Here is a 23,913-nt window from a genome sequence, read left to right as displayed (position 1 = left end):
ACGATGATCCGCAAGAAAGACCGTCGTCTTCGTGTCGGTGTGCTCGGCTGCGGGCCGATCGCGCAGTTCGCGCACCTGGAATCCTGCGTGAAGGCGAGCAATGCCGATCTTTACGCAATCTGCGACGCCGCGCCCGATCTGCTGGCACGCATGGGCGCGACCTACGAGCCGCAGAAGATGTATGGCAACTATGACGAGATGCTCGCCGACCCCGAACTGGAGGCGGTGATCGTCGCCACCTCGGACGCCTATCACGTACCGATGTCGATCAAGGCGCTGGAGGCCGGCAAGCATGTGCTGTGCGAAAAGCCGATCGGCGTCTCGGTCGAGGAAGGCAAGACGCTGGCCGAGGCGGTCAAGCGCTCGGGCAAGGTGCTGCAGGTCGGGCACATGAAGCGCTTCGACCCGGCGCTGGAGGCGGCGCGCGATTTCGTCCGCGACGAGATGGGCGACATCCTGGCGCTGAAGGCCTGGTATTGCGATTCCACGCATCGCTACACCAACACCGATGCCGTGCAGCCGCTGCCCGTCACCAGCAAGCTGGCCAGGAAGCCCTCCGGCAATCCGAAGGCGGATCTCAGGCAATATTTCATGCTGGCGCATGGCTCGCATCTGGTCGACACGGCGCGCTTCCTCGCCGGCGAGATCACCGCCGTGCGCGCCCGGCTCAACGAGCGCTTCGGCGCCTATTGCTGGTTCGTCGAGACCGAGTTCGCCAATGGCGCGCTCGGCCATCTCGATCTCACCGTCGCCGTGCGCATGGACTGGCACGAGGGCTTCCAGCTCTATGGCGAGAACGGCTCGGTGATCGCGAAGACCTTCAATCCCTGGTACTTCCGCGCCAGCGAAGTCGATATCTTCCACGAGAAGGACGCGACATCGCGAAAACCGCTCGGCGCCGATGGCCATTTCTTCCGCCGCCAGTTGGAAGGCCTCGCCGACACGGTGCTCGACGGCAAGCCGATGCGCGGCGCCGATGTCGAGGACGGGCTCGCCTCGATCCGCGCCATGGTGGCCATCGCCCGCTCGGTCGAAAGTGGCGAACGCGTCGAGATCGCCAGCGTGACGGGAGCGGTCTGATGCAGCTTGGGGTGTTCGCCAAGACTTTTGCGGGCAGCGAGCCGGCCGGCGTTCTTGCCGCCGTGCGCGATGCGGGCTTCGCGGTCACCCAATTCAACCTCGCCTGCGCCGGCCTGGCGTCGATGCCGGACGACGTCCCGGATGCGGCGATCCACGCCATCGATGCCGCCGCCAAGGCTTCGGGCGTCGGCCTGGTGGCGCTCTCGGGCACCTACAACATGGCGCATCCCGACAAGGCCGTGCGCGAGGATGGGCTGCGCCGGCTGGCGGTCGTCATCGAGACAGCAGCCAAACTCTCCACGCCTCTCGTCACGCTCTGCACCGGAACGCGCAATGCCGGGGACCAGTGGGCGCACCACCCGGACAACGCCGATCCCTCGGCCTGGGCCGACATGGCGCGCGAGATGGAGAAGGCCCTGCTGATGGCCGAGCGCCATGGCGTCGATCTCGGCATCGAGCCGGAGCAGGCCAACATCGTCACCTCGGCCGGCGACGCCATGCGGCTGATCGCCGAGATGGGCTCGAGGCGCCTGCGCATCGTGCTCGATCCCGCCAATCTGTTCGAACAGGCCAATCCCGACGAGGCGCGCGCCATCGTTGCCGCCGCGGTCGAACGAACGGCGGGCCATGTGTCTTTGGCGCATGCCAAGGATCGTTTTGCCGACGGCCGCTTCGCCACCGCGGGACAAGGCGTCGTCGACTTTCCCGACTTCGTCGCCCGCCTCAAGGCCGGCGGCTTCGACGGACCGCTGGTGACGCATGGGCTCACGGCCGAGGAGGCGCCCGGTGTCGCATGCTTCCTCAAGGAGCTGGTCTGATGGCGGCCCGGACGAAGCTGCTCCGCGACGGTGCCGCGCTCGGCATCACCGATACCGGCGAAGGCCTGGCCGTCGTCTTCCAGCACGGGCTGGGCGGCGGCGAGGCGCAGGTCGCGCAGACGTTCCCCACGGGCTTCCGGCGCATCACGCTGGAATGCCGCGGGCATGGCGGTTCCGGGCTTGGCGAGCGGCGGCCGTTCTCGCTGCAGATGTTCGCCGACGACGTGCTCGCCGCCGCCGATCAGGTCGGCCTCGACCGCTTCGTCGCCGGCGGCGTGTCGATGGGGGCGGCGATCGCCATGCGCCTTGCCTGCCGCCATCCTGATCGCATCACCGGGCTGGTGCTGGTGCGGCCGGCGTGGAGCTTCGGCCCGGCGCCGGACAACATGCAGCCGATCGCCGAGGTCGCCCGCCTGATCCTCGATCATGGTCCGGACAGAGCGCGGACGATCTTCGCGCAGTCGGAGACGGCGCTGCGTCTCTACCGCGAGGCGCCCGACAATCTCACCTCGCTGCTCGGCTATTTCGACCGGGCGGATGCCCATACCTTCGCGCAGGTGCTGTCCAACATCGCGGCCGACGGACCGGGCGTTTCCGAACAGGGCGCCACCGCCTTGCGCGTTCCGACGCTGGTCATCGGCAATGCGGTCGATGCCGTGCACCCGCTCTCGGCCGCCTACGCGCTTGCCGCCGCGATACCCGATGCGATCTTCGCCGAGATCACCCCCAAGGCGCGCGACAGCGCCAAGCATTTCAGCGAGCTGCACATGCAGATCGCAAACTTCCTGCAATCCCACTCGAAAGTCCGGAGCCTCATTCCGTCATGACCAGCAAATCCCTCTCCGGCCCCTCGGCAATAGCCGCCTTGCCGCGCAACCGGCTGATCGGCGAGTTCTCGCTATGGTCGGCGGACCTCGCCAATATGGAGCGCGACCTGAAGCGCATCGAAGCCTATGCCGACCTGCATCACATCGACGTGGCCGACGCCCGCTTCACGCCCGGCTTCCTTTTTTTCCCGGACCTTGTGGCGCGCATCGCAAAGCTGACGGCAAGGCCGATCCATGTGCATCTGATGGTCGAGGCCGAAATCGTCGAGGCGCAGACGCGCCAGTTCATCGAAGCCGGCGCCGACCTCGTCACCATCCATGCCGAGAATGGCGAGGCCGGCCTGCGCGCGGTGAAGCTGGCACATGAGCTCGGCGCCGCGGCCGGCGTGGTTCTGCGGCTGGAGACGCCGGTGTCGGCGATCGAGCCGTTCCTGTCGGACGTCGCCTTCGTGACGCTGCTCGGCACCTCGATCGGCGTCAAGGGGCAGAGCCTGTCCGAAAAAGCCGGCCCGCGCCTGATCGAGGCGCGTACGCTAATGCGGAAAGCCGGCCGCGAGGCCGACATCATCCTCGCTGCCGATGGCGGCATCCGCCACGAGACCGTGCCGAAGCTGAGCGCCGCCGGCGCCGACACTGTGGTGCTGGGCTCGCTCGCCTTCGGCGATCCGGACCTCGCGCAGCGCATGGCCTGGCTGCACGGATTGAAGGCCGCCGCCTGATGAGCACGATCGCGCTTGCCTTCGATCTCGGCGGCACGGAGCTGCGCGGCGCGCTGGTCGAGCGCAGCGGCGACGTCATCGCGCGCGTCTCGGAACCGACGATGGCCGGCGCTGGATCGGACGCGGTGATCGGCCGCATCATCGCGCTGGCGGACAAGCTGCTGGCCGATCATCCGCAGGCGAAGGTCAGCGGCATCGGCATGTGCGCGCCGGGGCCGCTCGACCCCAAGGCAGGTATCGTCATCGGCCCGCCGACGCTTGCCGGCTGGCATAATGTGCCGCTGATCGATATTCTGAGCCGCCAGTTCGGCCTGCCGGTGCGGCTGGAGAACGACGCCAACGCGGCGGCACTCGGCGAATGGCGTTTCGGCGCCGGCCGCGGCACGGAATCTTTGGTCTTCGTCACCGTCTCGACCGGCATCGGCGGCGGCGTCATCGCCGATGGCCACATCTATCATGGACGGCGCGGACTGGCGGCCGAGATCGGCCACATGACGATCACCGGCGAGGGCGAACGCTGCTTCTGCGGCAATGTCGGCTGCTTCGAGGCGGTCGCCTCCGGTACCGCGCTGGGGCGGCAGGCGACGCGGCTCACTGCGCCGGGCGACGGCTCGGCGATGCGGCGTCTTTCCAGGGATGGCGACGTCTCCGCCCGCCATGTCGTGGAAGCCGCGCGCGCCGGCGATGCAAGCGCCCGCGCGCTGGTCGAGGCCGAGGCGAGATGGCTGGGCATAGGCTTCACCAATCTGCTGCATCTTTATTCGCCCGACCTGATCGTCATGGGCGGTGGGCTCTCCAATGGCTTCGACCTTTTGGCGCCGGGGATACGGGCGACCATCGACGAGCGCGCGATGCCCGCCTATCGCGACGTTCCGATGGTGCGAGCCGAGCTCGGCGACCGCGCCGGCCTCGTCGGCGCCGCCAGCCTGATCCTGTGGGAGGGCGAACCCGGCACGGCGCTGGCGATGGTGCAGAACGAGGCAACGAAGGCGTCCACCCGAGCATGACGAAAACGATGGTGCGGCCTCTTCGAGACCTGCTGCATTGCAGCACATCAAAATAGGCGGCACACCAATTTAATTCTTGACGCGTGTCAAATTTTTATAAAGCATGCGGAAATGCTGGCGATGCATCAGCCAGCGCTCTGGGAGGAGCAATGCCTGTCACAGAAGAAACCCGAACCCGGGGGCGCAATCCGCGCAGCGGGCAGTCGGCATCCGGTCATCACTTTCGCAGGGCAAGCGCCGGGGTCGCTTGTGTCCCGTCAGGCATTCCCGCTCCCGGAAAACGAGCCGACAACCCAAAATTCGGAGGAGGAATATCCATGCGCATCTTCAACGGCCTGACGCTAGGCGCGGGCCTGCTTGCAACCATCGTTTCGGCGCCGGCCTATGCGGGGGACGCGAAGGTCGCGGCGATCGTGAAAGGCCTCGACAACCCTTTCTTCCAGACCATGCAGAAGGGCATCGAGGAGCAAGCCAAGGCCGACGGCGTCGCCGTCACCGTCCAGGCCGCCGCCAATATGGGCGACGCGACCGGCCAGGCCGACAAGCTGACCGCCATGGCCCTGCAGGATTACGACTGTTACCTGGTCAACCCGATCAGCGTCTCCAACCTGGTGCAGGCGCTGGTGCCGGTGGCGCAGAAGAAGAAGCCGATCATCAACATCGACTCGACCATCGACGCCGAGCAGGCCAAGGCAGCGGGCTTCGCCGTCTCCACCTATATCGGCACCGACAACGTCGCCGCCGGCGCGCTGGCCGGCGAGGAGATGCTGAAGCTGGTGCCGAAGGGCTCCAAGGTGGCGCTGATCGCCGGCATCGTCGGCGACGTCGGCTCCAACGCCCGCATCAAAGGCTTTAAGCAGGCCGTCGAGGGCAAGCTCGAAGTGGTTGTGATGGTGAGCGCCGACTGGGACCGCGAGAAGGCGCTGACGGCGGCCACCGACATCCTGGCCGCCCATCCGGACCTCGCCGGCTTCTTCGCCGCCAACGACATCATGGCGCTGGGCGTCGAGCGCGCCGTGCAGACGTCGGGCAAGGACGTCAAGGTGATCGGCCTCGACGGCATCGTCGATGCGCTGAAATCGGTCGCGGCCGGCGAACTCACGGCCACCGTCGCGCAATACCCCTATGTGGTCGGTGCGATGGGCGTGGAGGCCTGCAAGGCGGCGGTGATGGGCAAGGAACTGCCTGCCAACGTGCCGGCGCCGGTGCTGCTCATCAACAAGGCCAATGCCGAGGCATCGCTGAAGAACTTCCCCGCCCCCGGCGGCGACTATCCCGATCCGTTGCGCGAGCTGCTGAAGTGAGCCTACCGACAGACAACGCGCCCGCCGCCCCATCGGCGGGCGCGACGGAGGAGAGCCGTTCCTCCCTTGCGGCTCTCCTCCTCGATCCTTCCTTCTGGGCCGACTGGGCATCCGTGGTCGGCCTGGTCGGCCTCGTCATCCTGTTCGGCGTCACCTCGCCGGTCTTCCTCAGCATCGCCAACCTGCAGGCGCTGCTGCTCGCCGCCGCGATCCTTGTCGTGCTGTCGATCGGCCAGACCTTCGTCGTCGCGACCTCCGGCATCGACCTGTCGCTGGCCGCCGCCGTCATGCTGGGCGCCGTCATCCTCGGCCTTGTCAACGCCGCCGGCTGGGGCATCTTTTCGGCCTGCGTGCTCGCGGTTCTCGCCACCAGCGCGGTCGGCCTGCTCAACGGCGTGCTGATCACCGCGGGGCGCATTCCCGATTTCGTGGTCACGCTCGGCACGCTCTCGGGCATCACCGGGCTCGGCCTGATCATCTCCGGCGGCGAACCGAGCATGGTCGGCTCGACCTTCCTGCTCAAGCTCGCATCCGGCTCGTTCGGACCGTTCGGCTATCCCGTCTGGGTGGCGATCGCGGCGGTCGTCGTCGCCCATATCGCCCTCTACCACACGCGCTTCGGCGTGCATCTTCTGGCGACCGGCGGCCAGGCCGAAAGCGCTGCCGCGCTGGGCATCCGCACCGGCCGGGTCAAGATCGCCGCATACACGATCTCCGGCTTCTGCGCCGGCATCGCCGCGATCCTTCTGGTGGCGCGCATCGGCTCGGCCGAGCCGCAGATCAACACCAGCCTGCTGTTGAATTCGGTGGCGGCCGTGGTGCTGGGCGGCGTCAGCCTGTTCGGCGGCCGCGCCAGCATCCTGGGGCCGGCCATCGGCGCGCTGATGCTGACGGCGCTGGTCAACGGGCTGACGCTGCTCAGCGTCTCGGCCTTCTACCAACCGCTTGCCGTGGGCGCCATCGTGGTGCTGGCGGCGCTGATCATGCGGTATCAGAAATGAGCGCCGTCAATCATATCCCATCCGCCGAAGCGGTGCTTGCCTGCGAGGGGCTGAGCAAGCATTTCGGCGGCATCCGCGCCTTCACCGATGTCGGCTTCCAGGCCCGCCGCGGCGAGGTCACAGCCGTGATCGGCGACAACGGCGCCGGCAAGTCGACGCTGATCCGCTGCCTGGTCGGCGTGCATCAACCGGACGGCGGCGCGATCTATTTCGACGGCCGCCAGCACCCGTTCTCCAACCCGGACGAGGCGCGTAAGGCAGGCATCGAGACGGTGCACCAGAATCTGGCGCTGATCGACGAATTGACGGTGGCGCAGAACCTTTTCCTCAATCGCGAGATTGTTCGCCGCATCGGCCCGTTCGCGCTGCTCGACCGCAAGGCAATGAAGGCCCAGGCCCGCGCCATGCTGTCCAAGCTGTCGATCAACGTGCCCTCGGTGGGCCAGCGCGTGCGGCGCCTGTCGGGCGGGCAAAGGCAGGCGATCTCGATCTGCCGGGCCGCCGGTTCCGGCGCCAAGCTGGTGGTGATGGACGAGCCGACGGCGGCGCTCGGCGTGCAGGAGACGGCCAATGTCGAGGCGCTGATCCGCAAGCTGCGCGAGCAAGGCGTGAGCGTCATCCTGATCAGCCATAATTTCGATCAGGTGCGGCGCCTGTCCGACCAGATCTGGGTGATGCGCGCCGGCAGGATGGTGGCGACGGTGCGCGCATCCGAAACCAGCGGCAACGAGCTGGTGGCGCTGGTGACCGGGGCGGCGTGACCGGCACATCATTTTTGAAGTCAACTGCCAGCCGTTGCAGCCGGCGATAGAATGGAAATACAAGGGAGTTTGCCGTGGCGGTCATCCGTGTCGGACTTGTTGGGCTTGGCGAGGTCGCGCAGTCGATCCATCTGCCGGTGCTGGCCGACCAGCGCGACCGCTGGGTGATTGGCGGCGTCCATGACGTCTCACCAAGTCTGGTGAACCTCATCACATCGAAATTTCAGACTGCCAAGGCCTACGAGAGTGCTGAGGCACTGATCAATTCGCCCGAGATCGATGCCGTCTTCGTGCTGTCTTCCGACGACACGCACAGCCGCTTCGTGCGCGCCGCGATCGAAGCCGGCAAGCACATCCTGCTGGAAAAGCCCGCTTGCCTGACGGTGCGCGAGATCGACGAGTTGCTGGCGTTGAGCAAGAACTACGAAAAGACGATCTTCGTCGGCTACATGCGCCGTTACGCGCCGGCCTATCTGGCAGCACGTGAGGAATTGCCGACGCATGGTGATATCACGCATGTGCGCATTTTCGACCTGATCTCCGAGGGCAGGCATTTCTTGAAGAAGAGCCAGAATGTACTCTACCCGCACGACATCGATCCGGCGATCCTTGCGCGCGGCGCAAAGGAGCGGGACGCGCTGATCCGCGAGGTCGTGGGCAAGGACGCCTCGGGCGATCTGGTCCGCGCCTATCGCGGGCTGACGGCGCTTTCCTCGCACCACATCTCGGCGATGCGCGGACTGATCGGCGAACCGCGGCGGGTGGTTGCAGCTCACCGCACCAATGGCGGCGCCAACACCAGCGTCACCTTCGACTATGGCCACTTCGCCTGCCTCTATGACGCGGTGGTCGACGACCTCGGCCTGTTCGACGCCATGATCGAGGTACGCTCGAACACAAAGCGCGTGCGCATCATCTACGACACGCCCTATATCCGCAGTCTGCCGACGCGGCTGGAGGTGACGGAAGCCGGCCCGCTCGGCCCCGTAACGAAAGCGCTGGGTCCGCTCTATGGAGACGCCTTCTCCAACGAGCTCGAGGCTTTCCACCGCCACATCATGGACCGCACCAGGCCGCTGACTGACCTTGCGGATTCGCGCCGCGACCTGGCGCTAATGGCCGAGATCATCGAGCGGATGAAGGCGTGCGGCGGGACCTGAGATCGCCGCTTGTCTCGTCATGGCCGCTGGCCGGCGCGGCCTTGGCGAGGACGCACCAGCAGATAGAAGCCGAAATCGGGATTGGCGCTGCTTGGCGACTCGATCGCCAATTTGACCTTCGAGGTGATGCTATGCTGGCCAATGTGAGCGGCGACGTCGCCATTGCCGACATCGCCCCGGCCTGCAGCCTCTCGGTCAGCTACTTCGCCCGCGCCTTTCGCCGGACGATGGGTGTTCCGCCGTACAAGTGGCTTATGAACGAGCGCATCCGCAAGGCAAAGACGTTGCTCAGCCAAAGCAGGCTTGGAATTTGCGAAGTGGCCCTCGCCTGCGGGTTCGTCGACCAAAGCATCTGACGCGCGTGTTTCGTTGCACCGTTGGCCAGACACCTCGCCTATGGAGAAAGGAGGCCGGCACCAGGACGGATTAGCGTCGGTCAACCTAGCATCTGCCGCGCCTCGTCAGGCTCACACGGTGGTCAAGCCGCCGTCGACGAACATCTCGAGGCCGTTGACGTAGCTCGAGGCTTCGCTGGCCAGAAACACGGCCGCCTTGCCGATCTCGTCGGGCTCGCCGATACGGCCGGAGGGATGCCGGTCGCGGATCGATTGGATAATCGCTTCCACCTTCCCCTCGCCGCCGGCCTTGGCGGATGCACTGCGAAGCGACGGCGTGTCGACCGCTCCGGGGCTCAGCAGATTGATCCTGATGCCCGTTCCCTTCACGTCCTTGATCCAGGCCCGCATGCAGCCGCGCAGCGCCGCCTTGAGACCGCCATAGACGCCCATTCCGGCGGGTGGCTCCACGGATGCAGTGGACCCGATCATGATGACCGAGCCTGTCTCTGTCATCAGAGGAACAGCCGACTGGATTGCGAACACGATGCCCTTGAAATTGACATCGATCATCTTGTCGACCTGATCTTCGGTGATCGCGCCGAGCGGCGCATGCTCGCCGACGACAGCGTTGGCCACCAGGATATCGAGCCGGCCGTGCCGCGCCTTCACGTCTTTCAGCAGCCGATCCATCCCGGACGGGCTGCCGGCATCCGCGACGGTCCCGAAGGCATTCTCTCCCAACTTCGCGCAAGCTGATTGAAGGTCGTCGTCTTCCCGGCCCGTGATGACAACCACGGCGCCCTCTCGAATAAATGTGGTCGCGATGCCGAAGCCCACGCCACGCGCGCCGCCGGTGATCACCGCCACTTTGCCGTTCAGTACCTGTGCCATATCTCATCCTCATTTTCAGATCGGTGTATCCAGGTCGGTTTCCCAACCCTTCGTTCCGTGATAAACGAAGATGCCCTGGACTATCCATGCTTGAACGGCCAAGAGTCTACATCAGGAGTCCAAATTGCATGACGCGCTGTCCGATATCCTGGCGTTGATAGAGATGCGCAGCATACGCTGCACGCGGCTGGAAGCGGCCGGCGAATGGGCATGGCGCTTCCCGGCGAAACCAATCCTCAAATTCGTAGCGGTGCTGAAGGGCGGATGCTGGCTCATCCTCAACGGTGAGGAGCGGTACCGCCTTGAAACAGGCGACACATTTCTGCTCGCCAACGCTTCGGACTATGTCGTCGCAAGCGATCCCGGCAAACGCCCCGAAGACGGCATGGCTGCCTTCGATTGGGATCGCTCCGACATCGCGCGGTATCAGGGTGACGATACCGTCTTGCTCGGCGGCGGCTTCGCCCTCGAAGGCAACAATGCCGGGCTGCTGCTGGATGTCCTTCCCGATGTGATGATCCTGTCCGCCGCCGGTCCCTCGGCCGCCGTTCTGCATGGTTCGCTGAAGCTTCTGGACGAAGAGGTGCGAGCGGCGCGAATGGGCACGACGCTGTTGACGCACCGCCTCGCCGACATTCTTCTCGTGCAGGCGCTGCGGGCTTTCGTGGATCAAGGTGGCGGAGGTGTCGGGGGATGGCTTGCCGCTCTGAAGGACCCGCGCCTCGGCGCCTCTATCAACCTGATGCACCGGACGCCCGAGCGGCAGTGGACACTGAGAGAACTCGCCGCCGAGGCCGGCATGTCGCGGTCTTCCTACGTCGCCCATTTCAAGGAGGCGGTCGGCATGCCACCGATGGAGTACCTGCGGCGTTGGCGGATGGAGAAGGCGCGGGACGCGCTGCGCAACGCAAACACTTCGCTCGCCGATCTGGCCCACGAACTCGGCTTCGCCTCCGAAAGCTCGTTTGGCAACACCTTCAAGCGCGTGTTCGGGCATTCGCCGCGAAACTACTGGGCAACCCGGGACAGTGTCCTGGTGTCAAGTTGAGGCGCTCGCTGCGGCCCTGCCCTTATGGGCGGGCTGATATCGACAGCCTGAATACCGCTGACGTGACCTTATCCGTCTGCAATGTTGCTGCCTCAGTTCTGGACATGGTGTTCACCAGCTGCGGACTAAAGTCTGCCAAATGTCGGCCCGCTTGTACCCATCAGGCCTCTTGCAACAGGGATCCGGTTTCGAGCACGGCTTCCTCAGAGCAACGCCAGATTAATGCGCTGGTCGGCGCGTTGACCTTAATGCATGTCGCCCAAAAGTGCGCAGCGGTTTTGGGACAACGACATGCATAAAAACAACAACCTAAAGCGCGCCGCATGAGGCCGTTCCGACGCGACGCGCTTTAGCCGTATGCGCGTCCCATCGGAACATCTCGGGTAAGTGAAAGTCCTGATCGGAGCCGAGCGTGCTGCTATGTGTGCCAGCCTGCCCAAGGCCGTGCGGGAGGCCGCGAGCTGACCGTGAATCGGCGTGCAAAATTGACCCCTCCCCCTGCGCCGGAGCGCCCCGTAGCCGGGAATTCCGAGTGACGCAGCGATCACTGACCGCGCGACGGCTGATAAAAGTGGGTGGACGACAATCCTTTCACCCCGCAGTTGTTGACCTACCAGCCGACCCGCTTGCCGTCGAAAGTAAGGAACGAACCGCTGTCCTCGACCGATGCGCAGTGGATTATTTCGCAAAGGCCGCGGGCGCTGTCCTCCGCTGGCAAGGCCGCTTCGGGGCCACCCATATCGGTTTTCACCCAGCCCGGGTGAAGCGCGAGCACAGTGATGCCGGCGGGCTTCAGGTCGCGCGCGAGCTGCACCGTCGCCATGTTGAGCGCGGCCTTGGAGCAGCGATAGGCATAGTCGTCGTCATCATCGTCGAGCAGGCCTTCCGCCATCGAGCCGGCGCGGCTGCCGATATTGGCGATGACGGGGCCGGCGGCTAGCCGAAGGTTCGGGAGCAGGGCCTTGGCCATGAGGATCGGCGCCAGCGTATTGGCGCTGATGACGTCGAGGAACGCCTCCGGCTCCAGGGCCACCAATCCGGGCGCCCGGCTGCGGACGGCGGCATTGTTGACCAGCACGTCGAGAGGCCGGTCCGCCAGCTGCGCCGCAAGGGAGCGGATCGATGCCGGATCGGTCACGTCCAGCGGCTGGAATTCGACGCGTTCCTCAAAACCATCCGCGGGGAAGGCGCGGCCGCAGGCGATGACCCGCCAGCCGGCCCGCGCATACTGGCGGGCCAGTTCGCGGCCGAGGCCACGCCCCGCGCCGGTGATCAGGACGGTGCCCGGCTGTCCTGGCTCAGCGGCCACGCCCGGCTCTCCGCGCCGGCACGAGACTTTCCTGCCTTGCGATCGTGGCATAGATCTCGCCGGAATATTTGACGCGCCGTTCCTGCGTTTCGTAGTCGACATGAGTGATGCCGAAGGGCGTCGTATAGCCGTAGGCCCATTCGAAATTGTCCATCAGCGTCCAGGCGAAATAGCCCTTCATCGGCACGCCCTCGGCCGCGGCCTTCGCCACCTGCTCGAGATGGTCGACATAGTAGGCGGCGCGCAGATCGTCCCAGACATGTCCGTCGGCGCCGACCCGCTCGGGCCGCGTCGCGACGCCGTTCTCGGAAATGTAGATCGCTTGCGGCGCATAGCGGTCGTTGACGTAGCGCAGGATGTCGTACATCGAGCGCGGCCAGATCTCGTAGCCCACCGCCGAATAGAGCCCTTCCGGCTGCACGCGGCGATAGTCGAGGGGGCTAAGTTCCGTGCCCGCCGCTATCACCGAACGGCGATAGATGTTGACCCCGAGATAGTCGACGGGCGTTGCGATCAGCCTGTTGTCGTCTGCGTGGATCTCCGGAAGCAGGTCGCCATAGAGGTCGAGCATGTCCTGCGGATAGGCGCCCTTGAAGACGGCGTCGAGGAACCAGCGGTTCTGCGCGCCGTCGAAGCGCCGCGCCGCGGCGACATCGCGCGGGTCGCCGCTTGCCGGCTCGGCGACGTTGAGGTCGAAGACGATGCCGACCGACGCGTCGGGCACCTCGGCGCGGATGGCCGGCACGGCCTTGCCGTGGCCTAGCAGCGCGTGATGGCTGGCGGCGACGCCGCCTTTCGTCCCGTCGCGCAAGCCCGGGGCGTCCTCGCCCGAGGCGTGGCCCGACCAGCAGAAGGTCCAGGGTTCGTTGAGCGTCGTCCATTTCTTGACTCGGTCGCCGAAGCTGCGCGCGGCAAGTGCAGCGTATTCGGCAAGCGCGTCGGAAGTATCGCGGCTGTACCAGCCGCCGCGCTCCTGCAGCGCCTGCGGCAGATCCCAGTGGTAGAGCGTGAGATAAGGCTCGATGCCGGCTTCCAGCAGGCCGTCGATCAGCCTGTCGTAGAAGGCGATGCCCTTGGCGTTGGGAATACCGCGGCCCTCGGGGAGAAGCCGGGTCCAGGCGAGCGAAAAGCGATAAGCGCCGAGACCAAGCGTCTTGAGCACGGCAATGTCGTCGCCCCAGCGATGGTAGCTGTCACAGGCAACGTCGCCGCTGGAGCCGTCGATGATCGCGCCCGGAACCTTGCAGAAGCGGTCCCAGATACTCTCGCCCTTGCCGTCGGCGGCCGGCGCGCCCTCGATCTGATAGGACGCGGTGGCGGCGCCGAAGACGAAGCCTTTCGGCATGACGAGGGAAGCGGCCCGCGCTTCGAGATCCCGGCGCGATTTATCGATGCTTGATGTCATATTTTCTCTCGACGGTACTGACCAGGCTGGCCGCCGCCAGCGTCAGCAGGATGTAGAAGATGGCGGCGGAGTTGTATGGGGCGAAGGGCAGGAAGCTTGCCGACTGGAATTCCCGCATGCGCTGGGTGATATCGCGGATCGACAGGATCGACAGCAGCGAGGTGTCCTTCAGGATGGCGATCAGCTCGTTGCCGAGCGGCGGGATGATGATGCGGAAGGCCTGGGGCAGGATCACCAGTCGCGCCGTCTGCCAGCCATTGAGGCCGAGGCTGCGCGCCGCTTCGAGCTGGCCGCGCGGGATGGCATTGATGCCGGAGCGAAAGATCTCGGCCAGATAGGCGGAGTAGGCCAGCGCCATGGCGGCGATGCCGCGCGCAAGGTTCGGCGGATCGAAGACGCCCTGGGTGGCGTCCTTGAGCGCGCCCGCCAGCGGCAGGCCGACATAGAGCACGATGACCAGCATCGGGATGCCGCGAATGGTGTCGACGATGAATTCCGAGCCGATCGAGAGCGGATGGCGGCGGTGGATATGGCCGCCGAAGGTCAGCAGGCCAAGCACGATGGCAAGCACAGCGAGCGTGATGCCGGATGCCTTGTCGCGGTCGCTCAGCGTCTGCGTCTGCCAGAGCACCGGCAGGTCGGCGGGCGCCGAGGCGGAGGGAAGCAGCGCGGCGCTGACGTCCTTCTTGGCCAGCGCGGCGAGCGCTTCCGGCGCACCCTTGAAGGTGCGCAGCGGCACTTCGTTTTCGGGGCCGGATGGAAACTGGCCGAAGCGCACGGCGCCGATCATGCCGGCGGGCGTGCCCGATATCACGGCGACCTTGCCTTCAAGGCTGCCCGCCAGCGTGTAGGCCTGGCGCGGCTGCATCAGGAACCATGCGGCCGCGCAGGCCAGCAACGCCGTGATGACGATGAAGGAGAAATCGGCTCGCCTGCTGTATTCGAGCTTGAGCAGGCCGACCCAGACGAGGCCGAGCAGCGCCGCCAGAATATAGGCCGCGATCGCAGCGCGGATGGTGGTGGCCACGCCGGCCGCGAAGGCCATCGGCGCCAGGAACAGTATGAAGACCAGCCCGGCGCCGTTGACCAGGCCGAGGGTCGCGCGTCCGGCGCGCCGCGTGACGTCGCCATTATCCCGCCGGCCGCCGACGAGAAAAAGAGCGAGGGCGACGACGGTCACAGCGAGATAGATCCACAAGAGGATCGAGACGTGGCCGTGCACCATCGCCTCGGCCTCGCCCGTCAATTGGCGCGGCGTCACGCCCTGGACGACCAGCTTGGACGTGAAAGGATCGACGGCGTTGGCAACGACCGACGATGCGTAGGGATAGACCAGGCCGGTCGTCGTTGCGGCGAGCGCCGCCACGAGGTTGATGGCGGCGCATGACAGCGCAAGGCGCGGTTTCAGTGCCTTGGCGCGACTGAAGACGATGACGCCGATGCCGGCGGCGAAGGCGACAGCCAGCAGCACAAAGCCGGGCACGAACGGTGACGAGCCGTGCTCGACGCCGAGGATAGCGCGCAGCGAACGCTGGTAATCGGCCGACGAGGCAAAGAGGTAGACGATGAACGGCAGGGCGGCGGCAATGATGAGATTGCTGGGCCGAAGGCGCATCAGGAGCTGCATCGATGACCGCCCTCCAACAAAAAGGTCCCGGCGCGGCGGAGCGCCGGGACCGTCGACCACGATTACTTGACGCCCCAGTACTTGCTGATCAGCGCGTCCAGCGTGCCATCCTTCTTGATGGCCTCGATGCCTTCGTTGAAGGCGGCGGCGTTCGCGTCGCCCTTGCGGAAGACGAGGCCGAGCGGATCCGACTGCAGGTTGCGGATCGGCACGACCAGCTCGCCCGCGAACTCCTTCTCGTAGGCGGCGGCGTTGGCGCCGTTGATGACGACGCCGTCGACATCCTTGTTCTTGAGCGCGATCACGGATGCGCTGAAGCTGTCATAGGCCACGACATTGTCCTTGCCGACGATGCCTTCGGCGACCTGGGCGTCGGTCGTGTTGGCCTGGGCCGAGAGCTTCTTGCCCTTCGACTTGAAGTCGTCGACGCTCAAGCCTTCGTCCGCGACACGCATCAGCACGGCCTGGCTGTTGACGATGTAGGGCTCGGAGAAATCCATGGCCTTCTTGCGTTCGTCGGTGATCGAGACGCCGGAGGCGACGAAGTCGAAATTGCCCTGGTCGAGCGCGGCGAAGATGCCGTCCCAGCCGGTGGTGACGAACTCGGCCTTGCAGTTGATCTTGGCGCAGACGGCGTTGACCACATCGACATCGAAGCCGACGATCTGCCCAGTCGCGGTGTCGACGCTCTCCATCGGCGGCGAGGTGGTGTCGGAACCCACCTTCATGAGCTTGCCGCCAAGATCGGCGGCATGCGCGGCGCCGGACGCCAGCAGAGCCAGCGTCAGGCCAAACAGGACTTTCTTCATGCTGTTTCCTCCATTTTTCAAGGATTGTGGCGGCCGAGGCGGCCGCCGAGATTGTCAGCCTGCCGCGCGATCAACTGCGGGCGGAAGACCTCGGTGAGACGCGCGGCATCCTCGCCAGCCATCAGCCGCAGCAGGAATTCGCCCAGCCGGCGGCCGAGCACCTCGATGGGCTGGTAGAGCGTGGTGACGGGCGGACTGAAATAGGCGCTGACGTTGATGTCGTCATAGGCGATCACGTCGACATCTTCGCCGACCCGCAGGCCAAGCGAGCCAAGCGCCGACAGCGCGCCGAGCGTGGTGGATTCGTTGACGCAGACCAGGGCGGTTGGCGGCTGCGGCAAGCCGCGCAGCGCCAGCGTGCTGTCGCGGCCGAAACGGGTGGAGAGGTCACCGCCGGCGACCAGATCGAGCGACGGCTCCAGCCCTGCCTCGCGGAAAGCCCGGACAAAGCCGTCGATCCGGTCCAGGGCGTAGGAGAAACGTTGCTCGGCATTGATCAGCGCGATACGGCGGTGTCCGCCGGCGATCAGCCGCGCGGTGGCGGCATGGGCTGCCCATTCGTTGTCGACGTCGACATGGGCATAGGTGAGCGGCTTGCGGCAGCGGCCGAGCGAGACGAAGGGGAAGCCCGATTGCGCCAGCATGGCAATGCGCGCGTCGTCGGCCAGCACGCCGGAGAAGATCAGCCCGTCGGAGAGCTTCTGGTCGGCGACGCGGCGGGCAACGGCGCAGGCGTCCTCGTAGGAACGATAGCCGTGGACCGAAAGCTGGTAATCGCTGCCGTCGAGCGCCTGACTGATGCCGTTCAGGATCTGCGTATATTCGACGCCATCCCATTCGTAGCCGGCGGCTGCGGTGAGCGGCATCAGTACGGCGGCCTGATAGGTCTTGCCGGTGCGCAGTGCCATGCCGCGCGCATTGGCCTGGTAGCCGAGTTCCTTGGCGGCGGCGAGGATTGCCTCACGGGTCTGCTCGGTGACCACCGGCGAACCGCGCAGCGCTTTCGAGATCGTGCCGATGGAATAGCCGGTGTGCGCCGCCAGCGTCTTGATGGTCGGCGAAAGCCGGCTTGCCGCGATGCTGCCCTCTGCCATGTGCGCCTGCTCTCCTCTCAGGAATGGCATTACCGGCAAATAAAAACGTTTTCAAGAAAAATAAAAACGTTTTTATTATAAGATGCAAGGAAGCTGAGTCGGAGCGGGCCCCCTGCTACTCCTTGCCGGCCAGCACTGCCTCGAAGGTGCCCTCGAGAACCGACAACAGATGATCGGCGTTGGCCCGGGTGAAGATCATCGGCGGGCGCATCTTGAGCACGTTGTCGCCCGGCCCTTCCGTACCCATCAGCACGCCCCGCGCGCGGGCGCCGTCGCATATCTTCTTGGCCAACACCGTCGCCGGCTCCTTCGTCCGGCGGTCGGCGACCAGCTCGATGCCGAGGAACAGCCCCATGCCGCGCACGTCGCCGATAGCCTCGTGACGTTCCTGCATGCCGCGGAAACGCTCGATCAGGTAGTTGCCGATCTCCAAGGCGTTGCGGCGCAGGTCGCCCTGTTCGATCACGTCCAGCACCGCCAGTCCCGCCGCGCAGGACACCGGATTGCCGCCGAACGTGTTGAAATACTCCATGCCGTTGTTGAAGGACGCCGCGACCTCGCGCGTCGTCACCAGCGCCGCCATCGGATGGGCATTGCCGATCGGCTTGCCCATGGTGACGATGTCGGGCACGACACCCTGCGTCTCGAATGCCCACCAATGGCTGCCGACGCGGCCGAAGCCGACCTGAACCTCGTCGGCGACGCACAGCCCGCCGGCCGCGCGCACCATGGCGTAGACCTCGCTGAGGTACCCATCCGGCAGGAAGACCTGCCCGGCGACGCTGGGGATCGATTCTGCCATGAAAAGCGCCGGGGCGCGGCCCTCTCGGCGCATAGCGTCTATCTGTTCGGCGACGCTGGCGGCGAAGCGCTTCGCATGCTCCTCCGCTGGCCAGTCCGCCGGCGCGCGATAGCTGTCGGGGATCACCGCCTCGAAGACGTGGGGCTTGCGCCCCTTGCCGCCCTTGCGCTTGTATTTGTAAGGGCTGAGGTCGATCAGTTCCTGGGTCGTGCCATGATAGGCCCAGTCGAGCACGATGGCTTCCTCGCGGCCGGTGTGGGTACGCGCCATGCGCAGCATCAGGCTGTTGGCCTCGCTGCCCGAGCAGGCGAAGGAGGCGACGCCGAGCTCCGGAGGCAGTGTTGCCGTCAGCCGCTCGGCATAGGCGACGATGTTGTCGTGCAGGTAGCGTGTGTTGGTGTTGAGCTTCGCGGCCTGTCGGGCGATGGCCTCCACGACATGCGGATGCGCGTGGCCGAGATGGCAGACATTGTTGAAGCAGTCGAGATAGGCGCGACCGCGATCGTCGATCAGCCAGACGCCGTCGCCGCGCACGAACTTGATCGGCTCGGAATAGGAGATCGACAGGTTGGGTAGCATCGTCGCCTTACGGGCCGCGACGATCTCGGCCCGGCTGCGGCCGGTCTGCGTGAAAGTCTCGGGGGGAATGCCCACCAGCGCCGCCGCGTCGGGGAACAATTCGCGCCATACGCCCAGATAGCTCGCCTCGCCGACACCCAGAATCGCGCGTGCCGAGAGGCCGGTATCGGCCGAAATCTGGAGATGCAGATGCGGCGCCCAGCCGCCGTTTTGCGCGTGCGCGCCCATCTCGCCGACAAGCGCGCCGGCGGCGAGCTTCTGGCCGGGCTTCAGCCGCGCCACGACTTCATGGGCAAGATGCCCCCAGAGCGTGACGAAGGCAGGGCAGCCCTCGGGCTCGTGCAGCAGTGCCACGAGGCCGCCATAGCCGAGCGGCTCCTCCTCGATCTCGGCGCTCTGGACTGTCGCGGCGAGCGGTGTGTGGACCTTGGTGCCGGCCGGCATGAAGAGGTCGAGGCCGAGATGGCGGTCGCGCCGGCCGCCGTCGATGAAGCGCGACTTGAACATGTCGCCCGAGTAGACGTTGCGCGCCTCGCCCCATGGCCCGATGCCGAGGGCGACGCCCGTTTCGCTCGCATGGGCTTCCCACCAGGCGGAGGCCTTTTCAGGGTCGGCGGCAGCGGAGGCCACCGTCATCGGATTGGCGGCGTCGCCATAGGGCACCAGCGCCTTGGCCAGCGTGGCCGGGTGCGGGCGCACGACCGGCGCCATGTTCTTGGCATTGCGATCGATCCAGGTCGCGATAGCAGTTGCGCCGGGCACCGCATCGAAGCCGCAGGCATGACGCAGGATCGCCGTGGCAAAGCGCGGGTTCATCGCATCGAGGCGCCGCAGCATGCGCCAGGCCGGTGCCTCGCTGATCGCCAGGTAGGGATTGTCGCCGACACGGCTGGCGCGCGCCGCCGAAAGCGTCACGCTGATGACCAGTCGCGCCATGATGAGGTCGAACAAGACGTCGAGTTCTTCCTCACGCAACGGATAAAGGGCGTGGAAGCCGGCCGCCAGTTCGGCCACGGCGCCGATCGGGTCCTCCTGGTCGAGTATGGCATAGGCGCTGGCCACCGCCACCTCGGCGATCAGCACCGTGTGCAGTGCGTCGCCGAAATCGATCATGCCGGCGACGCTGTCCGGCCGGTGCGGATCGACCAGGACGTTCCAGTCATTGGCGTCGTTGTGGATGACCTGCGTCCGCAACATTGCGAGACGGGGCGCCACCTGCTTGTCGAAGCGATCGAGGAAGCGCTCCAGCAAGGCGCGGTCGCCGGCATCGGCAACATGAGCGAGCCGGGCGCGGGCTTCGCCGACGCGCCGGACATCCCAGTCCAGCGCGCGCAGGGCGCCGGAGTGGATGAAGCCCTGCAGGGCGCGATCCATGCGGCCCAGCATCTGGCCGAGAGAATTGAGAACGGCGGGGCTGCGTGTGCTTTCGGCGAGCGGCCTGCCCGGAAGCCATGACACCATGCGCAGCGAATGACGCTCGCCAGACGCCGCCAGGGTGGTCGCCAGCGCGGTGCCCGATGCCGCCTTTCTCAGGCGCGGCAGCGAAAGGTCGGGCGCGACAGCCGCCAGATGAGCGAGCAAGGCCACCTGGAAAGCGCTCTCCAGGCCGGGTTCGCTGGCGTTGATGATCTTGAAGGTCCAGGTTCCGGCACTGGAAGCCAGCCGGAAGTTCTGGTCGCGCTCACTGTCGAGAGGGCTAAGCTCGCCTTCGATGCCGAAGTGCTCGCTCGCCAGAAGGGCGGCCTGGTCTATCGGGAAAGCGGGTGCAGGATGGTGGAGATCGGTCATCGGGTCTGCCGGCATGTCGCTGAAATTGGTGGATAGTTTTGCATGGCCGTGCAAATCAGACATCCGGCAAAGCGCCGGCCCTGCCGGCAGTCTGACGTGATCAGCCGGCATATTGCCGGCGCGCCCATGGAGCCCCGCGGTGAAGCAGCCGGACGCAAAAGACCACGAGATCCTCGCCATCCTTTCCAAGGAGGCGCGCATCCCGCTGAAGGCGCTGGCTGCGCGCGTCGGCCTTTCGCGCAGCGCCGCCAGCGAGCGGGTGGCGCAGCTCGAGCGCGCCGGCGTGATCCGAGGCTATCGCGCCGATATCGGCCAGATGGACCGGGACGTCATCCGGGCCTTCCTTCTGGTGACGCTAGCCCGCACGCCCTCGATGAGCATCCTCGACAAGCTGGCCGGTTACGCCGAGGTGCGGCGCGTGTCCTCGATCAGCGGCCAGCTCGACCTCGTCGTCGAGGTCGAGGTGCCGTCGATCGACCGACTGAACAATCTGCGCGACAACATCGCCAGCGGGCCGGCGGTGCAGGACCTGACGACGCTGATCGTGCTGCGCCGGGATATCGACAGGGAGTAATAAAGGGGCGCTCTCTGGAGTGCCCCCTGAGGGTGGACAGTATCAAGCGGCGTTTTGATCCGTCATCATCATGGCGCTTGGGACACCGCTGGTGCTCGGCCCCTTTTGCCGTAGGCCTCAGCCTCGTGCGGTTTGGGCCAGGCGACTGGCGGCGATCAGATATATTTCCCTAATTCTTGCGAAGCTGCCTGATGTACCAAACCATGATTAGCGACAGGCTGACGAAGACGGCGGCGGCGAGGATGACCGAGGCGACGGCGAGCCGTGGCGTGCCGGCCGAGCGGAGGCTGAGCCACATCAACACCGGTAGGGTCTGGGTGTCGCGTGTCGTGAGGAACAGCGCCATGACGAATTCGTTGAGCGATATTACGAAGGCGAACAGGGCGGATGAGATGATGCCGGTCGAAACCGACGGCAAGACGATCTCCAGGAAGGTCCGCAGCGGCCTGCCCCCGAGATCGTAGGAGGCTTCGACAATGCGATGGTCCACGGTGCGGAAGGTCGCTTCCATCAGCATGAAGACCAGCGGCATCGCCCACAGCGAATGCGCGAGCATGACAAGCGCACGCGAGCCGTAAACGTTGATGCCCAGCAGCGAGACGTTGCCGAAGGCCATCGCGACGCCCAGCCCCAGCACGACGCCGGGCATGAAGAGCGGCAGCATGATCAGGAGATAGACGAGAGGCTTGAAGACAAAGGTGAAACGCTCGAACGCCCAGGCTGCGAGGACCCCCGATACCGTCGAGATGACCGTCGTTCCGAGCGCGATGATGATGCTGCTCGTCAAGGCATCGACCCACTGCGGGCTGGCGAAGAAATCGCCATACCATTTCAGCGACCAGACCTTGATAGGGAAGCGGATCGCCGATGCATCGTTGAAGGACATGGCGAGTGTGACCAGCACTGGGATCGCGATATAGGCGATGATGGAGACGGTGAAGGCAAACGTCAGAATGCGCAGAAAAATGGTGTCCTTGCGCGCCCGTAGCGCGGGTATGGCCGCGGCATTGCGGGTCGGAAGGATCGAAGTTTCAGCCATTGAGCGCAGTCCGTTTCGACGTCAGCGTGCGGATAATCACCATCACCAGCGCGACTCCGATTGTCAGCACGATCGAGAAGGCGGCGGCGCGGGGCCAGTTGTGCTTGCCCAGCATCTGCTCCTGGATCAGGTAACCGATGGTCCACAGCGTGTCCGGGCCGAGTGCGGAAGGCGTCGCATAGGTGCCGATCGCCCAGATGAAGGACTGTGCGAAGGCCGCGGCGATTCCGCCTTTTGTAAGCGGCAGGAGCACTTCATAAAAGGTCCGCAGCGGCGCGGAGCCGAGATCAGCGCTGGCCTCCAGCACCTTCTTGTCGATGCCATCGAAGATCGACAGCAGGATGAAGAAGCAGAACGGCAAGGTCACGTAGGTCAGACCGACGAAGGCCGCGAATTCGGTGTACATCAGGCTGATCTTGTCGGTGATGAGCCCGGACGAGACGAGCGCGTAGCTGAGCAGGCCGTTCTTCGGAAAGAACATCCACCAGCCGAAGATGATCGATATCTCCGAAATCAGCAGCGGGCAAAGCGCCAGCGCGATGAACGCCAGCCGCCAGCGCTTCGGCTTCAGCCACACCAGCATCGCGAAGGCGTAGCCGATGACGACCGTGACGACGGAAGAGATGAGGGCCAGCCGCATCGTCGTGAACAGCGCGCCGCGGAAGGTCTGGTCAGTCAGCATGGCCGCGTAATTATCGAACGTGAAGCCCGGAACGTAGAAGCGCTGGTCGATGTGCTCATTGAAGCTCATGCGCGCCATGAAGGCGATCGGCAGGCCGAAAAAGGCGACCGCGATCAGAAGTGCCGGCGCCATCAGCAGCCAAGGCGCAAGCCGCGCGCGCAGCCCGGCCTTTCGTCTGGCGGCGTCCGGAGCGCTCATTTCCGAGGTTCCGATGCTCATTGATAGGCGATCATGTCTGCGGTCTGCCAGCCGATGTCGACGAGGTCGCCCGGCCTGTGCGCGACAGCTCCCGGATGATCGACGAACAACTCCAGCTTCGCGGCCTTGAAATGGTAGCGGTGAACGTCGCCAAGGAACTCGGTGAAATCGAGACGGGCCTTCAGGCCGTTCGGCATGTCGGCGCGGCCGAGATGCATCCGGCTCGGCCGAATGTAGAGGCGCCAGGCACCGTCGCCTGGAGGATTGGAAAGACGCAGGTCGATAGGCTCGCCGTCGCTGTCGGCGGCGCCGCCGGCGACTATCCGGGCCTTCAGGCAACAGCTCTCGCCGATGAAGGTGTAGACGAATTCGTTGGCCGGCTCGCCAAACACCTTTTCGGGACGGTCGATCTGCTCGATCCGGCCACCTCGCATCACCGCGATGCGGCTCGACATAGCCATCGCTTCCCCCTGATCGTGGGTAACGTAGATGGCACTAAAGCCGATCTCCTCGTGAAGGCGCTTGATCTCGGCGCGCAGCTGCAACCGCAGCGACAGGTCGAGCGCCGACAGCGGCTCGTCGAATAACAAGATCGCGGGGCGGACCACCATCGCCCTGGCCAATGCCACGCGTTGCTTCTGCCCGCCCGACAATTGCGCTGGATATCGCTGTTCGTAGCCGGAAAGCCGCACGACCTCGAGAGCCTGCTTCACACGCGGCGCGATGTCGGCCTTGGCGACGCCGCGCATGCGAAGGCCATAGGCCACATTCTCGGCCACGGTCTTGTGCGGGAAAAGCGCGCCGCTCTGGAAGATGGTCGTCGTGTCGCGCTGGTAGGCGGGCAGGTGATCGATGCGGATGCCGTTGATGCGGATCGCGCCGGCATCCGGCCGTTCGAAGCCGCCGATCAGCCGCAACGTCGAGGTCTTGCCCGAGCCCGACGGGCCGAGCAGCGTGACGAATTCGCCACGTCTCACATCGATGGAAACATTGTCGACTGCCACGACGCCACCGTAGGTGCGCCGCACACTGTCGAGTTCCAGTGCATTCATG

General features: G+C 65.6%; 22 protein-coding genes. 12 read left to right on the top strand and 10 right to left on the bottom strand.

Annotated features, from left to right (window positions below; translation table 11 throughout):
* Positions 1 to 3: 3 nt before the first annotated feature.
* The 10 genes from AC0YKC_RS26720 to AC0YKC_RS26675 all read left to right on the top strand — a co-directional run bounded on the left by AC0YKC_RS26720 (position 4) and on the right by AC0YKC_RS26675 (position 9,033).
* The gene (locus AC0YKC_RS26720) at positions 4 to 1,080 is read left to right on the top strand and encodes a Gfo/Idh/MocA family protein (protein WP_488513260.1); all 1,077 of its coding nucleotides are present in this window, start codon (positions 4 to 6) and stop codon (positions 1,078 to 1,080) included.
* Positions 1,080 to 1,898, top strand: coding sequence for a sugar phosphate isomerase/epimerase family protein (locus AC0YKC_RS26715; RefSeq protein WP_488513259.1), 819 nt, complete (start codon positions 1,080 to 1,082; stop codon positions 1,896 to 1,898). The genes AC0YKC_RS26720 and AC0YKC_RS26715 overlap by 1 nt, the downstream gene beginning before the upstream one ends.
* Complete coding sequence (locus tag AC0YKC_RS26710; protein ID WP_488513258.1) at positions 1,898 to 2,725, top strand: alpha/beta fold hydrolase; 828 nt, start codon at positions 1,898 to 1,900, stop codon at positions 2,723 to 2,725. Before AC0YKC_RS26715 ends, AC0YKC_RS26710 begins: the two co-directional genes overlap by 1 nt.
* Positions 2,722 to 3,444: a ribulose-phosphate 3-epimerase gene (locus tag AC0YKC_RS26705; protein ID WP_488513257.1), complete on the top strand. Its 723-nt coding sequence runs from the start codon at positions 2,722 to 2,724 to the stop codon at positions 3,442 to 3,444. The genes AC0YKC_RS26710 and AC0YKC_RS26705 overlap by 4 nt, the downstream gene beginning before the upstream one ends.
* Positions 3,444 to 4,451, top strand: a complete 1,008-nt coding sequence (locus AC0YKC_RS26700) for an ROK family protein (protein ID WP_488513256.1) — start codon at positions 3,444 to 3,446, stop codon at positions 4,449 to 4,451. Before AC0YKC_RS26705 ends, AC0YKC_RS26700 begins: the two co-directional genes overlap by 1 nt.
* A gap of 317 nt (positions 4,452 to 4,768) precedes the next feature.
* Positions 4,769 to 5,755 (top strand): sugar ABC transporter substrate-binding protein, encoded by a 987-nt coding sequence (locus AC0YKC_RS26695; protein WP_320298550.1) that lies wholly within the window; start codon positions 4,769 to 4,771, stop codon positions 5,753 to 5,755.
* On the top strand, positions 5,752 to 6,756 hold the full coding sequence (locus AC0YKC_RS26690) for an ABC transporter permease (protein WP_488513254.1): 1,005 nt from the start codon (positions 5,752 to 5,754) through the stop codon (positions 6,754 to 6,756). The genes AC0YKC_RS26695 and AC0YKC_RS26690 overlap by 4 nt, the downstream gene beginning before the upstream one ends.
* A complete protein-coding gene (locus AC0YKC_RS26685) occupies positions 6,753 to 7,517 on the top strand; it encodes an ATP-binding cassette domain-containing protein (protein WP_320298548.1) in 765 nt (254 codons plus the stop codon). Before AC0YKC_RS26690 ends, AC0YKC_RS26685 begins: the two co-directional genes overlap by 4 nt.
* A 74-nt stretch (positions 7,518 to 7,591) precedes the next feature.
* Positions 7,592 to 8,677: a Gfo/Idh/MocA family protein gene (locus tag AC0YKC_RS26680; RefSeq protein ID WP_488513253.1), complete on the top strand. Its 1,086-nt coding sequence runs from the start codon at positions 7,592 to 7,594 to the stop codon at positions 8,675 to 8,677.
* Between the two features lie 131 nt (positions 8,678 to 8,808).
* Entirely contained in the window at positions 8,809 to 9,033 is a 225-nt protein-coding gene (locus tag AC0YKC_RS26675; protein ID WP_488513252.1) for a helix-turn-helix transcriptional regulator, read from the top strand.
* A 111-nt stretch (positions 9,034 to 9,144) separates the two neighbouring features.
* Here the strand turns inward: AC0YKC_RS26675 and AC0YKC_RS26670 are convergent, their stop codons facing one another.
* The gene (locus AC0YKC_RS26670) at positions 9,145 to 9,906 is read right to left on the bottom strand and encodes an SDR family NAD(P)-dependent oxidoreductase (protein ID WP_320298545.1); all 762 of its coding nucleotides are present in this window, start codon (positions 9,904 to 9,906) and stop codon (positions 9,145 to 9,147) included.
* A gap of 124 nt (positions 9,907 to 10,030) precedes the next feature.
* Here AC0YKC_RS26670 and AC0YKC_RS26665 point away from each other — a divergent pair, with 124 nt between their 5' ends.
* A complete protein-coding gene (locus AC0YKC_RS26665; protein WP_488513251.1) occupies positions 10,031 to 10,954 on the top strand; it encodes an AraC family transcriptional regulator in 924 nt (307 codons plus the stop codon).
* Between the two features lie 610 nt (positions 10,955 to 11,564).
* Here AC0YKC_RS26665 and AC0YKC_RS26660 read toward each other — a convergent pair.
* The 6 genes from AC0YKC_RS26660 to AC0YKC_RS26635 all read right to left on the bottom strand — a co-directional run bounded on the left by AC0YKC_RS26660 (position 11,565) and on the right by AC0YKC_RS26635 (position 20,367).
* Complete coding sequence (locus AC0YKC_RS26660) at positions 11,565 to 12,263, bottom strand: SDR family oxidoreductase (RefSeq protein WP_488513250.1); 699 nt, start codon at positions 12,261 to 12,263, stop codon at positions 11,565 to 11,567.
* Positions 12,253 to 13,668, bottom strand: coding sequence for a GH1 family beta-glucosidase (locus AC0YKC_RS26655; protein WP_488513249.1), 1,416 nt, complete (start codon positions 13,666 to 13,668; stop codon positions 12,253 to 12,255). The genes AC0YKC_RS26660 and AC0YKC_RS26655 overlap by 11 nt, the downstream gene beginning before the upstream one ends.
* A complete protein-coding gene (locus AC0YKC_RS26650) occupies positions 13,649 to 15,295 on the bottom strand; it encodes an amino acid ABC transporter permease (protein ID WP_488513248.1) in 1,647 nt (548 codons plus the stop codon). The genes AC0YKC_RS26655 and AC0YKC_RS26650 overlap by 20 nt, the downstream gene beginning before the upstream one ends.
* 62 nt (positions 15,296 to 15,357) lie before the next feature.
* Complete coding sequence (locus AC0YKC_RS26645; RefSeq protein ID WP_488513247.1) at positions 15,358 to 16,104, bottom strand: transporter substrate-binding domain-containing protein; 747 nt, start codon at positions 16,102 to 16,104, stop codon at positions 15,358 to 15,360.
* A 17-nt stretch (positions 16,105 to 16,121) separates the two neighbouring features.
* Complete coding sequence (locus AC0YKC_RS26640; RefSeq protein ID WP_488513246.1) at positions 16,122 to 17,198, bottom strand: LacI family DNA-binding transcriptional regulator; 1,077 nt, start codon at positions 17,196 to 17,198, stop codon at positions 16,122 to 16,124.
* Positions 17,199 to 17,313: 115 nt separating this feature from the next.
* On the bottom strand, positions 17,314 to 20,367 hold the full coding sequence (locus tag AC0YKC_RS26635) for an aminotransferase class III-fold pyridoxal phosphate-dependent enzyme (RefSeq protein WP_488513266.1): 3,054 nt from the start codon (positions 20,365 to 20,367) through the stop codon (positions 17,314 to 17,316).
* Positions 20,368 to 20,506: 139 nt separating this feature from the next.
* Between AC0YKC_RS26635 and AC0YKC_RS26630 the strand changes: the two genes are divergently transcribed.
* The gene (locus tag AC0YKC_RS26630) at positions 20,507 to 20,941 is read left to right on the top strand and encodes an Lrp/AsnC family transcriptional regulator (protein ID WP_320298538.1); all 435 of its coding nucleotides are present in this window, start codon (positions 20,507 to 20,509) and stop codon (positions 20,939 to 20,941) included.
* A 169-nt stretch (positions 20,942 to 21,110) separates the two neighbouring features.
* Here AC0YKC_RS26630 and AC0YKC_RS26625 read toward each other — a convergent pair whose 3' ends face one another.
* The 3 genes from AC0YKC_RS26625 to AC0YKC_RS26615 are packed head-to-tail and all read right to left on the bottom strand — an operon-like array spanning position 21,111 to position 23,912.
* The gene (locus tag AC0YKC_RS26625) at positions 21,111 to 21,980 is read right to left on the bottom strand and encodes an ABC transporter permease (RefSeq protein ID WP_434721473.1); all 870 of its coding nucleotides are present in this window, start codon (positions 21,978 to 21,980) and stop codon (positions 21,111 to 21,113) included.
* Positions 21,973 to 22,860 carry an ABC transporter permease gene (locus tag AC0YKC_RS26620; RefSeq protein WP_488513245.1) on the bottom strand — a complete coding sequence of 296 codons (888 nt, stop codon included), beginning with the start codon at positions 22,858 to 22,860 and terminating at the stop codon, positions 21,973 to 21,975. The genes AC0YKC_RS26625 and AC0YKC_RS26620 overlap by 8 nt, the downstream gene beginning before the upstream one ends.
* 17 nt (positions 22,861 to 22,877) lie before the next feature.
* Complete coding sequence (locus tag AC0YKC_RS26615) at positions 22,878 to 23,912, bottom strand: ABC transporter ATP-binding protein (RefSeq protein ID WP_434725669.1); 1,035 nt, start codon at positions 23,910 to 23,912, stop codon at positions 22,878 to 22,880.
* Position 23,913: the final 1 nt, after the last annotated feature.

It is taken from the genome of Mesorhizobium sp. CNPSo 4661 (assembly GCF_057784215.1).
Note: the sequence above shows the minus strand (reverse complement) of the source record. Positions and strands in the feature narration are given on the sequence as shown.

Coding starts and splice junctions, on each gene's coding strand:
- AC0YKC_RS26720 (WP_488513260.1), top strand. CDS start 4: ATGATCCGCAAGAAAGACCGTCGTCTTCGTGTCGGTGTGCTCGGCTGC.
- AC0YKC_RS26715 (WP_488513259.1), top strand. CDS start 1,080: ATGCAGCTTGGGGTGTTCGCCAAGACTTTTGCGGGCAGCGAGCCGGCC.
- AC0YKC_RS26710 (WP_488513258.1), top strand. CDS start 1,898: ATGGCGGCCCGGACGAAGCTGCTCCGCGACGGTGCCGCGCTCGGCATC.
- AC0YKC_RS26705 (WP_488513257.1), top strand. CDS start 2,722: ATGACCAGCAAATCCCTCTCCGGCCCCTCGGCAATAGCCGCCTTGCCG.
- AC0YKC_RS26700 (WP_488513256.1), top strand. CDS start 3,444: ATGAGCACGATCGCGCTTGCCTTCGATCTCGGCGGCACGGAGCTGCGC.
- AC0YKC_RS26695 (WP_320298550.1), top strand. CDS start 4,769: ATGCGCATCTTCAACGGCCTGACGCTAGGCGCGGGCCTGCTTGCAACC.
- AC0YKC_RS26685 (WP_320298548.1), top strand. CDS start 6,753: ATGAGCGCCGTCAATCATATCCCATCCGCCGAAGCGGTGCTTGCCTGC.
- AC0YKC_RS26675 (WP_488513252.1), top strand. CDS start 8,809: ATGCTGGCCAATGTGAGCGGCGACGTCGCCATTGCCGACATCGCCCCG.
- AC0YKC_RS26670 (WP_320298545.1), bottom strand. CDS start 9,906: ATGGCACAGGTACTGAACGGCAAAGTGGCGGTGATCACCGGCGGCGCG.
- AC0YKC_RS26655 (WP_488513249.1), bottom strand. CDS start 13,668: ATGACATCAAGCATCGATAAATCGCGCCGGGATCTCGAAGCGCGGGCC.
- AC0YKC_RS26650 (WP_488513248.1), bottom strand. CDS start 15,295: ATGCAGCTCCTGATGCGCCTTCGGCCCAGCAATCTCATCATTGCCGCC.
- AC0YKC_RS26645 (WP_488513247.1), bottom strand. CDS start 16,104: ATGAAGAAAGTCCTGTTTGGCCTGACGCTGGCTCTGCTGGCGTCCGGC.
- AC0YKC_RS26640 (WP_488513246.1), bottom strand. CDS start 17,198: ATGGCAGAGGGCAGCATCGCGGCAAGCCGGCTTTCGCCGACCATCAAG.
- AC0YKC_RS26635 (WP_488513266.1), bottom strand. CDS start 20,367: ATGACCGATCTCCACCATCCTGCACCCGCTTTCCCGATAGACCAGGCC.
- AC0YKC_RS26625 (WP_434721473.1), bottom strand. CDS start 21,980: ATGGCTGAAACTTCGATCCTTCCGACCCGCAATGCCGCGGCCATACCC.
- AC0YKC_RS26620 (WP_488513245.1), bottom strand. CDS start 22,860: ATGAGCGCTCCGGACGCCGCCAGACGAAAGGCCGGGCTGCGCGCGCGG.
- AC0YKC_RS26615 (WP_434725669.1), bottom strand. CDS start 23,912: ATGAATGCACTGGAACTCGACAGTGTGCGGCGCACCTACGGTGGCGTC.